The sequence below is a fragment of the Actinospica robiniae DSM 44927 genome (assembly GCF_000504285.1).
GTDB lineage: Bacteria > Actinomycetota > Actinomycetes > Streptomycetales > Catenulisporaceae > Actinospica > Actinospica robiniae.
Genome location: NZ_KI632511.1, coordinates 3526790 through 3541096 on the forward strand (window position 1 = coordinate 3526790; position 14307 = coordinate 3541096).

13 protein-coding genes are annotated in these 14307 nt (G+C 70.5%); 3 read left to right on the plus strand and 10 right to left on the minus strand.

Translation table 11 applies throughout. The annotated features are described in order from the left end of the window. The first annotated feature begins 3 nt into the window (after window positions 1-3). Both ACTRO_RS14920 and ACTRO_RS14925 read left to right on the plus strand, forming a co-directional pair. Window positions 4-1425: a cellulose binding domain-containing protein gene (locus ACTRO_RS14920; RefSeq protein WP_034263654.1), complete on the plus strand. Its 1422-nt coding sequence runs from the start codon at window positions 4-6 to the stop codon at window positions 1423-1425. A 123-nt stretch (window positions 1426-1548) separates the two neighbouring features. Further along, window positions 1549-2301, plus strand: a complete 753-nt coding sequence (locus tag ACTRO_RS14925) for a GntR family transcriptional regulator (RefSeq protein ID WP_084316274.1) — start codon at window positions 1549-1551, stop codon at window positions 2299-2301. Between the two features lie 222 nt (window positions 2302-2523). Here ACTRO_RS14925 and ACTRO_RS14930 read toward each other — a convergent pair whose 3' ends face one another. After that, window positions 2524-3132, minus strand: a complete 609-nt coding sequence (locus ACTRO_RS14930) for a TetR/AcrR family transcriptional regulator (RefSeq protein WP_211244255.1) — start codon at window positions 3130-3132, stop codon at window positions 2524-2526. Window positions 3133-3294: 162 nt separating this feature from the next. On the opposite strand from ACTRO_RS14930, the gene ACTRO_RS14935 reads away from it, so the two are divergent. Then, window positions 3295-4008, plus strand: a complete 714-nt coding sequence (locus tag ACTRO_RS14935; RefSeq protein ID WP_034263656.1) for an SDR family NAD(P)-dependent oxidoreductase — start codon at window positions 3295-3297, stop codon at window positions 4006-4008. A gap of 187 nt (window positions 4009-4195) precedes the next feature. Here the strand turns inward: ACTRO_RS14935 and ACTRO_RS14940 are convergent, their stop codons facing one another. From ACTRO_RS14940 to ACTRO_RS14980, 9 genes are all read right to left on the minus strand, one after another. Further along, entirely contained in the window at window positions 4196-5794 is a 1599-nt protein-coding gene (locus ACTRO_RS14940) for a class I SAM-dependent methyltransferase (RefSeq protein ID WP_051450861.1), read from the minus strand. An 11-nt stretch (window positions 5795-5805) separates the two neighbouring features. Beyond that, on the minus strand, window positions 5806-7200 hold the full coding sequence (locus ACTRO_RS14945) for an MATE family efflux transporter (protein WP_034263657.1): 1395 nt from the start codon (window positions 7198-7200) through the stop codon (window positions 5806-5808). Further along, window positions 7197-7952 (minus strand): hypothetical protein, encoded by a 756-nt coding sequence (locus ACTRO_RS43335; RefSeq protein WP_157436210.1) that lies wholly within the window; start codon window positions 7950-7952, stop codon window positions 7197-7199. Before ACTRO_RS43335 ends, ACTRO_RS14945 begins: the two co-directional genes overlap by 4 nt. After that, window positions 7949-8227: a phosphopantetheine-binding protein gene (locus ACTRO_RS14955; protein WP_034263659.1), complete on the minus strand. Its 279-nt coding sequence runs from the start codon at window positions 8225-8227 to the stop codon at window positions 7949-7951. Before ACTRO_RS14955 ends, ACTRO_RS43335 begins: the two co-directional genes overlap by 4 nt. Before the next feature lie 77 nt (window positions 8228-8304). Continuing rightward, window positions 8305-9231: a 3-oxoacyl-[acyl-carrier-protein] synthase III C-terminal domain-containing protein gene (locus tag ACTRO_RS14960; RefSeq protein WP_034263660.1), complete on the minus strand. Its 927-nt coding sequence runs from the start codon at window positions 9229-9231 to the stop codon at window positions 8305-8307. After that, window positions 9228-10988: a non-ribosomal peptide synthetase gene (locus tag ACTRO_RS14965; protein ID WP_051450863.1), complete on the minus strand. Its 1761-nt coding sequence runs from the start codon at window positions 10986-10988 to the stop codon at window positions 9228-9230. Before ACTRO_RS14965 ends, ACTRO_RS14960 begins: the two co-directional genes overlap by 4 nt. 218 nt (window positions 10989-11206) lie before the next feature. Then, a complete protein-coding gene (locus ACTRO_RS14970) occupies window positions 11207-12337 on the minus strand; it encodes a 2-oxo acid dehydrogenase subunit E2 (protein WP_034263661.1) in 1131 nt (376 codons plus the stop codon). Beyond that, a complete protein-coding gene (locus ACTRO_RS14975) occupies window positions 12334-13341 on the minus strand; it encodes an alpha-ketoacid dehydrogenase subunit beta (RefSeq protein ID WP_034263662.1) in 1008 nt (335 codons plus the stop codon). Before ACTRO_RS14975 ends, ACTRO_RS14970 begins: the two co-directional genes overlap by 4 nt. Then, entirely contained in the window at window positions 13338-14291 is a 954-nt protein-coding gene (locus ACTRO_RS14980) for a thiamine pyrophosphate-dependent dehydrogenase E1 component subunit alpha (protein WP_034263663.1), read from the minus strand. Before ACTRO_RS14980 ends, ACTRO_RS14975 begins: the two co-directional genes overlap by 4 nt. Window positions 14292-14307 lie beyond the last annotated feature (16 nt).

Sequence of the window (14307 nt, forward strand, 5' to 3'; positions counted from 1 at the left end):
CCGATGCACCCCGCTCGACGCCGCAGCGCCGCCGTCCTCGCCGCGCTCGGCCTGGCCGGCGCCGCAACCGTCACCGGAACCGCGCTCGCCGGCAGCGCCCAGGCCGACGGCTCGCTCCAGCTGCAGTACAAGACCACGGACACCGGCACCGACATGATCGAACCCTGGCTCACCGTCGTGAACAACGGCAGCTCTGCCGTCTCGCTCTCCACCGTCGCGATCCGGTACTACTTCACCGAGGACGGCCACCCGTACTCGTTCGCCTGCGAGTGGGCGCAGATCGGCTGTGCCAACCTGACCGGCTCGATCGTCGCCATGGCCACCCCGACGGCGACCGCGGACCACTACCTCGAGATCGACTTCACCGGCGGCTCGCTCGCCGCCGGCGCGTCCACCGGCGACCTGCAGCTGCGGCTGACCCGGACCGACTGGGGCGCGGTGAACCAGGCCGACGACTACTCGTTCGCGAACCAGAGCTCTTACGCTGCGAACGGGGACATCACGCTGTCCGTCGGAGGCTCCGTCGTGTCCGGGACCGCGCCGGGCGGCAACCCGACCGGGGCGCCGAGCGCGAGCCCGAGCACCTCCGCGAGCTCGAACCCCACCGGCTCGCCGACGTCCTCGCCCACCTCGCCGGCCGCGCCCAGCGGCGTGATGTTCGACGACTTCCACTACACCGGCGCGAGCGACCCGAACCTGACCGCCCACGACTGGACCGTGCGCACCGGCGCGGGAGGCCCCGGCGTGGCCAACACCTGGTCGGCCAACGCCGTCACCTTCCCCGCCGACCCGACCGCGCAGGGCGGGCAGGTGATGAACCTGGCCGCGAGCACGGACGGCACGTCCGCGAACACGACCCAGGCGGAGATCGACACCACCTTGCAGAAGTTCCTCGACGGCACCTACGCCGCGCGGGTCTACTTCAACGACGCGCCGACGACCGGCCCGAACGGCGACCACGTCAACGAGACGTTCTACGCGATCAGCCCCGACAACAGCCTCTACAGCGAGGACGACTTCGAGTACCTGCCGAACGGCGGCTGGGGCGGCCCGGCGTACTCGATGTACACGACGAGCTGGTACAGCGCCGACGCCATGGACCGGGTGACCACGGACACGCAGGGCAGCCTCCAGGGCTGGCACACCCTGGTCGCCACCGTACTCAACGGCACGGTCACCTACTACATCGACGGCACCCAGGTCTTCTCCAGCACGGGCAAGTACTACCCGCGCGAGGACATGACCATCGACTTCAACGAATGGTTCATCGACCTGCCGATCACCGGCGCCCGGACCTGGAACGAGAAGGTCAACTGGGTCTACTTCGCCGGCGGGGTCGCGCAGTCCACGGCCCAGGTGCAGAGCGCGGTGAACGCGTACTACGGCGCGGGCACCAACTTCACCGACACCGTCCCGGCGAGCTGACGCCCGGCACCAGACGGTCCATCTCCGCGAATGCCCTCGCCCGACCGGCGGCGAGGGCTTTCGCCCGTGCGCGAGCCGCGCCCGTTGTTGCATCCACCCGCCCCGGTGTGCGATGACTTGTAGGTGAGCAGCACGATTCAGCGGGCACCCCGCAACGTCCCGACCGCGAAACGCGACCGGGTCCGCGGGCACATCCTCGACGTGATCAAGAACGCCGCGCCCGGCTCCAGCCTGGCGTCGGAACGCGACCTCGCCGACACCCTCGGCGTGTCCCGGCCGACCGTGCGCGCCGCGATCGAGGAGCTGACCCGCGAGGGGCTGCTGGTGCGCCACCAGGGGCGCGGCACGTTCACCAGCCCGCACGTGATAACCCAGGAACTCGCCGGCGCGACCAGCAGCGCGCTGGCCGTCCCGCCCGCCGAGGGCACCTGGACCAGCCGCGTCGTCGCGTTCAAGACCCTGCCGGCCGGCTCGTCCCGGGCGACCCGCTTCGGCATCTCCGCCGAGGCGAGCCTGCGCAGGGTGACCAGAGTCCGCATCGTCGAGGACGAGCCGATCGCCATCGAGACTCTGGAGCTGCCCGCGCTGCTCGTGCCCCGGCTCGCGGCCGCCGACCTGGAGTCCGGCAACTTCTACCAGCTGCTGCGCCAGCGTTACGGCATCATCGTGGCCGAGGCGCTGCAGACCATGGAGCCGACGGTCGCCAACCCCGAGCAGGCCGAACTGCTCGAGGTGCCCGTCTACGCCCCGCTCCTGCGGATCGAGCGCACCACGCGGGACACCGAAGGCCGCGTCGTCGAGCACGCCCAATCCGTCTACCGGGGCGACCGCTACCGCATCACCTCGAAGCTGCGCTTCGACCAGACCTCGGGCTGACACGGCGCGATCACCCGCGCCTTAGTGGTCGGCGCTGGAAGTCCTTCGGGGGTTGACTTGAATCACTCGTCTCATGGAGTCCGGGTAGCGGACCGGACGTGCCATCGGTGTCGTGGCGCATGACGCGGGTGTGGCCCATCTGTAGCCAGCTGGGAGATCCGGATCTGGACTCGGCCTGTTAACGGATGTGCTCAGTTTCCGGGCTGGTTGGCTGCGGCGTGGTCAGCCGCGTACCGCAGCAAGGCACTCGTCGTATAGGTCCATGATTTCGTCCTTGCCGTCGTTGGCGACCCACGTGATCGATGCGGCATCCAGGCACGCGAACGCCGTCGCGATCACCGCGCGGGCCTTCGCGCCCGCGTTGCCGGTAGCAGCGTCCATACGGGTCTCGATGAGCGGCAGCACGTCCTCCTGGAATCGCAGTCGCTTCTCGAGCCAACCGGCACGCAGCGAGGCGTTGTCGTGTAGGAGACGGAACCGCTCCAGGGCCCCCTCGCGGCTGTCATGCAGGGCCAGTACGGCAGCAACCCCTGTGCGCAGGGCCTCCCAGACGCCGACGTCGGCCGGCAGTTCGCTGATCGTGTCTGTCAGGACCTGCCCGAAGCGGTTCTGGTCGCCGCCGAGAAGGTCCTCCTTGGTGCCGAAATAGCGGAAGAGAGTGCGCTGGGAAACGCCGGCCTCTCGGGCGATCTGGGCGATGGTCGTCTCGTCGTAGCCCTGCTCGATGAACAGCCGCAGGGCCGTCTCGAGGATCTCTCGGGAGGCCATCTGTCGTGTCCGGTCCCACAGCGTGGTCGGAGTCCTCGTCGCTGCCTTGGCGTCCTGCTGCACACCACCAGATTACCCAGCGCTGCCAAGACAGCACGCGCATTCCGCATGGCAGTCACTGCCAATTTGGCATAAGCTGCCAGAGGTGACGGCGCGGGCACCGCCCACTGCCCCCACGGACAGAGCTGCTCACCCCCCGCCCAGTAGTACGCGAAGGAGCGCACCATGCCTGCACGCACAGCTCTGATCACCGGTGGAACCAGCGGCATCGGCAAGGCGACCGCCGAACTACTCCACTCCCGCGGCTACCGCGTCATGGTCACCGGCCTCGGCAACGTCGCCAGCACCGGACTTCCCGAAGACGTCACGGCTCTCCGGGCCGACGCGCGGTCTCTGCCGGACATCGACCAGGCGATCGAGCAAGCGCGCCGACAACTCGGCTGCATCGACCTGCTCTTCCTCAACGCGGGCATCTCCCGGCCCGGCCCGATCGAATCAACCGATGAAGACGCCTTCGACGCCCTGTTCGACATCAACGTCAAGGGAAACTTCTTCACCCTGCAAAAGGCGCTGCCGCTCCTCAACGAGGGCGCCTCGGTCGTGTTCACCGTGGGCGCCGCCGAAGGGCTCGGGGCCGCGATGACAGCCGCCAAGGGCGCTCTGCTGCCCCTCATGCGCTCCCTCGCGCTCGAACTCGCCCCCCGCCGCATCCGCGTCAACGCCGTCAGCCCGGGAATGATCAACACCCCTGTCTACAGCAAGATGGGCGTCTCCCAGGAGAAGTTCGACTCCTGGGCCCTGGACGTCCCGCTCGGCCGCATCGGCGCTCCCGCCGACATCGCCGAAGCCGTCGCCTTCCTCGCCTCGGACGCCGCCGGCTACATCACCGGCGAGAACCTCGCCGTCTCCGGCGGCATGGGTGTCCACACCAACGCCTGACGAGAAATTTGGCTCCGACCTGGAAGGTTCACCGGGTCCAATGCCTGACAGCACAAGGCCGCAGCAACGCACGGATCGCCGCTGAAACCCACCTGCACGTGGACACCGTGCGCCGCCGGCGCGGCCGATTCGCGGCCGGCCGGGTGCCCGCCCTGGCCGACCGCAAGCGGTCGGGCGCGCCGACCACTTAGGGCCTGTCCGGCAGCTCCTCCACCACGACAACGGCGACGGGACCGAGGCGAGACGGCAGGTTCTCGCGCAGATGGGTGCGCAGTGCCCGGGTGAGCTGGCCCGCGCGGCGGACGCCACCCGGGTCGTTGGTCAGCGGGCGCGCGGCCGCAGCCGCAGTGCCAGCCGTGCTAGCCGCGCCGGCCGAGGAGAGATAGACACCGCTGAGCGCTTCTTCGCCCTCGGCTGCGGACGGGACGAGGTCTTCGGTCTGCGGCAGGAAGACGACGTCGAGGCTGCCGTCCTCGGCGTCGCCGGACCAGGTGACCGCGGTCCGGTACCCGAACGCGGCGCCGAGTTCGTAAAGAGCCTCCGGGTCGACGCCGATCTCCTCGTCGAGCCGCTCGAGCTCCCGGCGCGCCTGCGCCAACGGCTCTCCCACCGCGAGCAGTCGCGCGGCCTCGGCCTCGTGCGCCATCCTCCCGTTCGGCACGCCCGTGACGCGCGCGCCGTCCGGCCAGGCTTCAATCAGCAGGGACTGCAGGGCATTCAGGTCGCGCACATCCTGCGCCCAGTCGCGCCGCGGGATACCGGCCGCATCGCGGGGCCGGGCGGTGTGCAGAGTGACGTCGTAGCGGTAGCGGTTGAGCTCGTTGCTGTAGCGGCCACGCTTGATCCGCACGTCCACCCCGGTGACGCGGTAGAAGCCGTCCCGCCCCACGAGCCCGTCGAAGAACTCCGGGTCGACCAGGAGTTCGGTCTCCTGCCGGGCGCGCTGGTCTACCGCCGCCAGAACGTCAGCCCGCTCCTGGCCTGGCTTCGCCCTGGTCGCCTGGACCGCGGTCTCGAACGTGCGCTGCAGTCGCAGGTTGCGCACGTCCCCGACGAACACCGCGCCGTCGGGCGCGAGCAGTGTCAGGGCACTGCGCAACACCGTGCTCAGGTAGTCGGCATCGGGGAAGTACTGCGCGACCGAATTGAGGACGACCACATCGAAGAACCCTGTCGGCAGGCCGTCGAACACGTGCGCAGGCTGCGCGCGCAGCTCCACTCGGCCCGCGAGCTCCGGCCATGCGTCCAGCTGATGACGCAGGGTGCTGACGGCGGCCGGCGAGATGTCCGTCGCCCAGTAGGTCTCCACGTCGCCGATGAGCGGGGCGAGCAGCAGTCCCTTGCCGACGCCGATCTCCAGGATCCGCTTCTGGCGCGACGAGGCGATGCGTTCCACGGTCGCGTCCCGCCACTGCGCCATCTGCTCGCGCGGCAGCGGCCGTCCGTCGTAGGCGCTGTTCCACCCGCCGAAGTCGTCTCCGAGCGGCGCCGTGGCCGGGACGTCGGTGCCGCCGCGCCCGTACATCTGCTCGAACAGCCGCCCCCAGTCGTCGACCTGCGCCTGTTGCGACGCTCCCGTGTCGACGGATGCCGAGGAGGCGGGTACGACGAGGGCGACCAGCTCCTGGCCGCCCTTCGCGGCGGTCCGCTCGATCACCGCGACGTCGGCCACCGCCGGATGGCGGCGGATGACGGAGGCGATCTCGTCCCGGTCGGCCGACGCCTGGTCCGCGCCGTCGCCTGGGACGAGCTGCTGGTCTGCCGTTGCCGGCCGGGTTTCGGGCATGGCGCGTTCCTTCACGTGGTCGGATCGGGGAGATTTGATGCGGCGCGGGTCAGACGGCGGATCCGGTGGCGGATCACCGGCACGATCGCGAGCAACGCCGCGACGTTCGCCACCGCGAGGGTGGCGAAGAACGGCGTGGGTTCGTCCGCGCCGGCCGCGACCCAGGCGGCACAGCCGACGCTCAGCGCGAAATACACGGCGTTGAACGTCATCGCAGTGAACCCCGCGCCGATCTGTTCCAGGACGGTGAGCAGGACGAGCATGAGCCCCACACAGGCCAGCGTCGGGCCGACGTAGCGCAGGTAGGAGGACGCGGCGGCGGCCACCGGCGCGGTGCCGGCGGCGAAACGGGCGATGGTCCCGGATCCGAGCCACAGCAGCAGGCCGATCGGCACGTAGACGCTCGCACCGATGACCAGGCCGCGACGGATCACGCCGCGAACGTCGGCCGCGGCCACACCGCCGCCCTGGTTGACCGTGATGGCGATCGCCGTGCCGAGGCCGACCGCCGGCACGATGACCATGGTCTGCGTCGCGTTGCCGATACCGAACCCTGACACGGTCGCGTCGCCGAAGCGTTTCAGCAGCCGTAGTTGCGCGCTGTTGAGCAGGGACAACAGCAGGAACGTGCCGCCGATGGGCACTCCGATCGAGCGGAGCACGCCGAAGCCGGAGCGCAGCGCGCCGGTGAAGCGCTCGGGCCCCTCGGTCTCGCGGCCGGTCAGGAGGACGCCGAGACCGTTGCGGCGCACCAGGATCGCGGTCAGCGCGAGGCCCAGCACCGCGGCGACGACGATCGACCAGGGCACCGCCGTTACGCCGAGGCCACCCGGGCCGCCGAGGAGGTACACGGTGACGGTTTGCAGCACCATGACGGTCATCGACGCTGTCGACGCGGCGCCGGCGCGGCCCCAGCCGCGCAGCGCGCCGGCCAACACGAGCCACGGCACCTCCAGCACCATGGCGAGACACATGAACCGGACGAAGGCGGCGAACGGCCCGACCGACTGCGGCTGCGCGCCCAGTGCCTCCGCGAGCGGCACGGCGAAGACCGCGAGCAGCACGGAGAATCCGGCCATCACGACGAAGCCGGCAGCCGCGGTACCGCGCACCACGACCGAGAGGCCGCGGCCGCCGGGATCGTTCGCCTTGGCTCGGGCGACGGCGACCTGCGTGCTGACGTCGATCCCGGCGTGGAACGCGGAGAAGATGAAGGTCAGCGGCAGATACAGGGTTCTGAGGTAAAGGGCCTGTGTCCCGAATCGGCCGATGACGACGACGATGACCCACTGGGCGAACAACGCGAAGCCGCTGGCGAACGCGATCGGCGCGGCCAACGCGGCGATCTCGCGGTATCTGTCGCGCGTTCGCGGAGCAAGGGCCGGAACCGAGACCTGCGCCGTCACGGCGCCACCCGCAGCTCGCAACGGTATCCGAAGGCAGGCTCGGTCCGGCGCAGCGTGGCTTCCGCGCCCGAGGACAGCGTTCGGGCCAGTTCCGCCCACGCTGCCAACCCCGGTTGTGCGGACTGATCCGGCGCGGGCCGATCCGGCGCGGGCAGCTCGCGGCCGGAGGGACGGACCTCGACGCCGGCCAGACGCACCGGCCCGCGCGTGCCGACGACGAATCCGACCGCGGTGTCCGACGCCGGGGCGGGCAGGCCGCCGTCCAGCGGCACCTGGCCGTGTTCGAGCATGAGCACCAGCACGCGGCGTGCCGAGCCGGAAGCCACCAGCGCCGCGGCGATCCGCATCGCCGTGAACGGACCGGCCTCGCCCTGGCCCGAGACCGCGAACGTGCGCGGCCGACCGCGAGTCACCTCCGTCAGCCGACAGCCGAGGTGCTCGCGCGGACCGCAGTCCATTGCGTCGTAGGCGATGATCGCCGCGTCGACATCGGAATCAGGGTCCTGGTTATCAGCCTCCCGGCGCAGGCCGAGGCCGGCCACGACCGACTCGGCCATCGAACCGTACGGGTTGCCCCATCCGGCGGCGACCGCGGACAGGTCGGATTCCTGTCCGTAAAGCAGCCTGGAGGCCCTGAGCGCTTCCAGATGCTCGGCCACGATCGGCACGCGACGCCCTCCGCCGAAGCCGACGGCGAGGCCGCACTCGAGCCGCGGTCGCGTGTGCGGCGGTGCGGTCACCGTCAGGCTCATGCCGGCCGGCACCTGGAGACGAAGTCGGCCAGCGAGCCGGCGGAGACCAGGTCGCCGAGACGCAGCGAGTCGGTGTCCAGCTCGATGGCCAGCGACTCCTCCAGCTCCAGCAGGAGGCCGAAGATCTGGCTGGAGTCCAGGCCGAGCTCGTCGACCAGATGGGTCGACTCGGTGACCGCGACATCAGTACTCATACGCAGTGCGGCCTGGACCGCGGCGCTGATGGCGGCGAGCACCGCGCCGCGCTCGACAGTCTGTCCGGAGGTGGTGGTCATGACGGATTCCCTTTCGGTACGCAGGTTTCAGGTGAAGCGGCGGTTCAGTGACACGGGAGCCTCAGTGACTCGGCGTCTCAGTGGCACAGCACCATGGCGGAGGCGACCGCGCCGAGCCCGGCCGTCACCATCAGGTACGGCCGGCCCGGGGTCAGCCGGCCGGCATCGCGAGCGGCCAGGTAGTTGAGGAACGGGTCGGCCGAGAAGCAGTGCCCGTAGACGGGCACGAGGTCGAGATAGATCCGGTCCAGCGGCAGGCCCAACAGCTTCGCCACCTGGACCCAGGAGACCTTGTTCACGTTGTGCGGCAGGATCAGCTGGATCTCGTCCCAGCCGAGGCCCGCCTCGCGCACCGCCTCCGTCGCGATGTCGGCGACGAGTCCGGGATAGATCTCGCGGAAGGCCACCGCGACAGCCGGGTCGTCCTGTTCCCGGTAGAACTCCCCGTGCGTGCTGGTCGCGTAACTCAGCACCCGATCACTCGCGCCGTCCGCGCCGACCAGGCACGCCGCGACGGCCTCGCCCATGATGGTCGTCTCCGGGGCGTGCTGGATGCTCGGGGTGAACGCCTTCTCGCCGCTGAACACGAGCGCCAACGCGTCCGGATCGCCGTCGGCTTCGAGCAGCCGGCCGGCCAGGTCGACAGCGAAGAGGCCGGACGCGCAGGCGAGCTCGGTGACGCTGAAGGTCACCGCGCCGGTCAGCCCGAGTTTCTCGGCCACCTCGGCCAGCGGCTGCTGGTCGCGCGGGACGGCGAAGCCGATGGTGCGTCCGGCGATGACGTACCGGACACGCTCGGCCGCGGGGCCGAGCGCGCGCAGACCCGACGCCGCGGCCAGCAGCATCTCGCCCCAGGATTCGCCGTCGCCCACGGCGATGCGCTCCAGGCCGTGCAGCCGCCGGAAGATGCGCGTCTGCAGGGTCGTCAGGCCGAGTCGTTCGCTCAGCGCCTCCAGAGGCACCGTCGGTGGGATGTGCGCCGCGACCTCGCGCAGCGCGGTCACGACGCGCCCGCGCGCAGCCGGTCCACCGCCGCGGCCAGATCGCCGACGGTCTCGGCGTCGTAGAAGACCTCTGTCGGAACCTCCACGGACCACAGGTCCGCCATGGCCGCGGCGACACGCATCACGGCGAAGGAGCTGCCGCCGAGCTCGAAGAAGTCGTCGCCGGCGCGCACGAAGTCCACGTTGAGCACTTCGGCGATCAGCTCGCAGACGGCGGTCGCGAACGGATCGTCGGCCTCGGTGGTGTCTTCGCCGCCAGATGTCAGGTCATTGGCAGTAGTCTGATGCACGGGCAGATCGGACAAAGCAGAGCGATCGATCTTCCCGTTCGGGGTGAGCGGGAAGGCGTCGAGCACCACCACGAGCCCGGGCACCATCGCGGGCGTGAGCGCAGCCGCCGCGAATGTGCGCACCGCGACCGCTTCCAGCACCGCCGCGCCGGTGCCGGCCGCCGAGTCGCCGGCAGTCGGGGTGACGTAGGCGACGAGAACGTCGTCGCGCACCACGACGGCTGCGCCGGCGATCCCGGGATGCAGCAGCAGACGGTTCTCCACTTCGCCGGTCTCGACGCGCTGGCCACGCACCTTCACCTGGCCGTCACCGCGGCCCAGGTAGATCAGGGCGCCGTCCGGGTTCCATCGGCAGCGGTCACCCGTGCGGTACATCCGCGAGCCGGCCGGCCCCCACGGGTCGTCGAGGAACGCGGCGTTCGTCAGGTCCGGACGGCCCAGGTAACCGCGCGCCACCCCGGCGCCGGCGATGTACAGCTCGCCGGCCTCCCCCACGGGCACCTCGCGCAACTGGTCGTCGAGGAGGTAGAGGCGGGTGCCGGCGATCGGCCGGCCGAGCGAGATCTCGTCGGCGCCGGGCACGACCGGCCACAGGGTCGAGACGATCGTGGTCTCGGTCGGCCCGTAACCGTTGACCAGCAAGGAAATCCGCGAGGTCAGCTCGTCGGCCAGGCCGACCGACAGCGCTTCGCCGCCGACCATGGCCACCAGGTCCGGCGCGCGCAGCCCGGCGTCGAGCAGGGCCCGCCACTGGGCCGGCACCGCCTGCATCCTGCTGACGCCGAGCTCGCCGATCATCCGGACCAGGCGGGCGGCGTCCCGGGCCTCGGCCGCGGTGGTCACCGCGACCCGGGCGCCGGTCGACAGCGGCAGACAGAGCTCTGCCATGGAGATGTCGAACGTGGTCGGCGCCATGGTGAGCCACTGCTGATCGGCGTCGGCTCGCAGGGTCAGGCTCAGTTCGGCGATGACGTGGGCGAGCGAACGGTGCGTCACCTCGACGCCCTTGGGGCGGCCGGTCGATCCGGAGGTGTAGATGATGTAGGCGACCTCGTCCGGCGCCGGCGTGGCCGGGTCCGCTCCGTCCGCGGCTTGCGATGCAGCCCCCGCCTCGATGAGGACCGCCGAGCCGGCGGGCACGCGGGCGACCAGGCCCGGCTCGGTGAGCACGACCCTGGCGGCACAGTCGGAGAGCAGGAACCGCACCCGCTCGTCCGGGTGGTCGGGATCGACCGGCACGTAGACCGCGCCGGCCTGCCAGACCGCGATCAGCGCGACGGCCGCCAAGGCCGACCGCTCCGCCAGTACCGCGACCCGGTCCCCCGGCCGCACTCCCGCCGCGGTGAGCCCACGCGCCGTCGCGCGCGCCGCAGAAGCGAGCTCGCGATAGGTCAACGCACAGCCGCCGCCGGTCGCCGCGACGGCGTCCGGTCGGGCTGCGGCGTGCTCGCGGAAGCGCTCGAGCACTGTGTCAGAGCCGTGACTTCGGTCCGGACCGTTGTTCCAGGCAGCCGGAACACGCTGAACTTGCTGTGTGGAGTAGAACACTCGACCCCGTCCCCGTTCGTCTGGAGCCGGGCAGGCCCGCTGCGCGGACACACGAAAACAGCCTCCTGAGACGTGGAGGCACTGCCCGGAAAGGACTAGACCAGTATGGCAGATGAGGCGCGGAAAGGACTAGACCACTAGGCCAGTTCTTCCGGTGCCTCCAGCAGGTTCCTGAGTTCCTGCAGGAACACCACGGCATCGCGGCCGTTCACCAGCCGATGGTCGTAGACCAGCCCGAGATTCACGTAGCGACGCGCCACGACCCGGCCGTCCGCGGACAGTGCGAGCTCCTCCTGGGTGTCCGGAAGGCAGACCGCGCAGGCCTGGCCGGGGAAGACGATCGGGGTCGCCAGCACGACGCCGCCGGTGTTGTGCAGCGCGACGAGGACGTTGGCCCCGGCGAGTTCCGCCTCTGCGAAGCCGCCTCGCAGGGCCTTGAATCGCAGCCGGCCCAGCTGTTGCGCGATCTGCGCGACGCTCAGTTCGGCGGCATCGTGGATGACCGGCACGTGCAGCCCGCGCCCGACGTCGAGGGTGACCCCGACGTGCGCAGCGTCGGCCCGGCGGACGCGGCCGTCGCCGACGAGCGTGCCGAACAGCATCGGATGCCTCGGATGCAGCGTGGCCACGGCCTTCACGAGCAGCTCCGCCAGGCCTGCGAACCCACCGCCCTGCTCCTGCGCCAGCCGCTCGGCCCGCGCCAGCGCCGCATCTACCAGCACCTTGACATAGGCGGCCGCGGCGGGGATGGTGCGCATCGATTCGGACACCGCGGCGCCGACCGCGCGCTGCCGGGCCGGAAGGAGCTCGCCGGCTGCCGCGTCGTCCGCGAGGCCCGCGGGCTGCGCGGCGCGGGTATCGACGAGTGTCTGGACGTCCGCCGTGCGAATCAGGGTTCGATTAAGCGAACGCAGCTCATCCTCGGTGATTGCGTGCATGTCAGCGAGATCCCGCGCCGCATCGGTGACCACCAGGGCGGCGGCCGGCGCAGCGGACGGGCCCTGTTCGGCGGGCCGATAGCTGACGGGTTCTTCGCCCGGCGCGAGCAGCTGACCGATCGACTCGCCGGGCTTGCACTCGCCGCCCTGCTCCACCCGGATGTGCAGCACGCCGGACCCGGGCGACTCCAGTTCCTCGATGGCCTTGGAGGTCTCGACGACGACGAGCGGCTGGCCCCCGGCCACCTCGGCTCCGTCCTCGACCAGCCATTGCACCAGCTCGTAGCTCGTGTCGTTGTTGTTGAGCTTGGGCACTTCGACGTCGATCACCGGTTAGCCTCCGCAAGAGCCTGCCGAATGGTGCTTTCCTGGACGACCACCCGGCGCTCGAGATGCGGCGCGGTGGGAATGATGGCGCGGGCGGAGCTCACCAGCCGGACCGGCTGCCGCAGCCGTCCCCACAGCGCGGTGTGGATCAGCTGGGCCAGGTGCTCGCCCCAACTGCCGTCCGCCGTGCCGTCTTCGACCACGCAGACGCCGCCGGCCCGGGCCAGCAGACCCAGCAGCGGCGTCGGATCGAAGGGATAGAGCCGGGAGGGGATGAGGATCTCGCAGACCGTCTCCCGCTCGAGCAGCAGTGACCTGGCCGCAGCCAGGACCCGCTCGGTCAAGCCCCCGGGAGCGATGATCGTCCAGTCCGGGGCTTCATCGACCACATATACCCGCGCCACATCCGAGCCCTCGACGAACTCGTACCGGAACAGGTCGTCGACCGTGCCGCCGCTGTACATCGGCTGCGTGTAAAGGACCTTGTCCTCGAACAGCACACACGGTTCACCACGCTCGATCATCGCGTCGAAAACCGCGGTGGCGTCATGGAAAGGCGAGAGCTCGAACAGGCTCAGCCGAGGGATGCCCACGAAGTGCTTGTGCAGGCTTTGGCTGTGCGTCGGCCCGTATCCCCGGTTGCCGCCGGACGGACAGCGCACCACCATCCGCATCGGCACCTCGCGTCCATACATGGACACGGACTTGCTGGCGAAGTTGAGCAGCTGGTCGAACCCGAGTGCGACGAAGTCCCCGAACATGATCTCGACGACCCGGGTGTCGCCCATCAGGGCCAGGCCCGCGCCGACTCCGACGATGCCGCCCTCGCTCAGCGGCGATGTGAGCACCCGCTGCGGAAACCGGGTCGAGAGGCCACGGGTGATCTTGAACGCGCCGCCGTAAGGATCGGCGATGTCCTCGCCGAGCAGGTACGTCCGCGGGTCGTGCTCGAAAAGGTGGTGCAGCGCGCGGTTGAGATTCTCCGCGACCCGCTCCGGCCGACTCATGCGCGCATCCCGTCGCTCGTGGTCCATTCCGACGGCGGACGGGCGGCGACGTCCGCGATGACGGCATCCACTCGTCGCCGCTGGCGCTCGTCGGCATCCGCGAAGACGCTGCCGAACGCCAGACGGTAAAGCTCGTACCAGTCCCCCTCGCGCGCCCGGCGCAGCTCATTGGCGTCGCGGGTGTCGTCTCCCTTGCTGTGCGGACCGACCCGCTGCGTAACGAACTCGAGGATGCAGGGCTCCTGGCGCTCCCGAACGCCGGCGACCGCTTGCGCCAGCTCGCCGCGCAACGCGGCCACGTCGATCGAGTCGGTGCGGTGGTGGCGGATCCCGAACGCGGCCGCGCGAGCCGCGATGGTCCCGGCCATCTCCGCCGCGGTCGGCGTGGACTGCGCGATTCCGTTGTTCTCCACCACCACGAGCAGCGGCAACCGCCACAGCGAAGCCATGTTCAGAGCCTCGTAGACGGCGCCCTCGCCCCACGTGCCGTCGCCGATGTGCGCGACCGCGATGCGGCCCGGCTCGGCGTGCTTGAGGTGCAGTGCGACGCCGGCCGCCACGGGCAGGCTCTGGCCCTGCACGCCGGTGGAGAGATACCGGTCGCGGAAGATGTGCTGGCTGCCGCCGACGCCGTTGCAGACCGCGCCCGCCCGGCCCATGATCTCGGCCAGCAGCCCGGCCGGATCGTCGAAGCGGGCCAGGTAGTGGCCGTGGCCCCGGTGGTTGCTGAAGACGAAGTCGCCCTCGTCCAGCAGAGGGTAGAGCGCGACCGGGATGTACTCCTGGCCCAGGCACGTGTGCGTCGTGCCGTTGAGCCGGCCTTGGGCGAAGAGCTCCAGCAGCGACCGTTCGAAATGCCGGATCATCAACAGGCTGTCCAGATCCGCCGCGGCGGGCGGGGAGAGCCCGGCCGGAGCCGGCGCTTCGGCACTGGCGCTAGGGGAGATCACGTCGTCACCTCGTTTG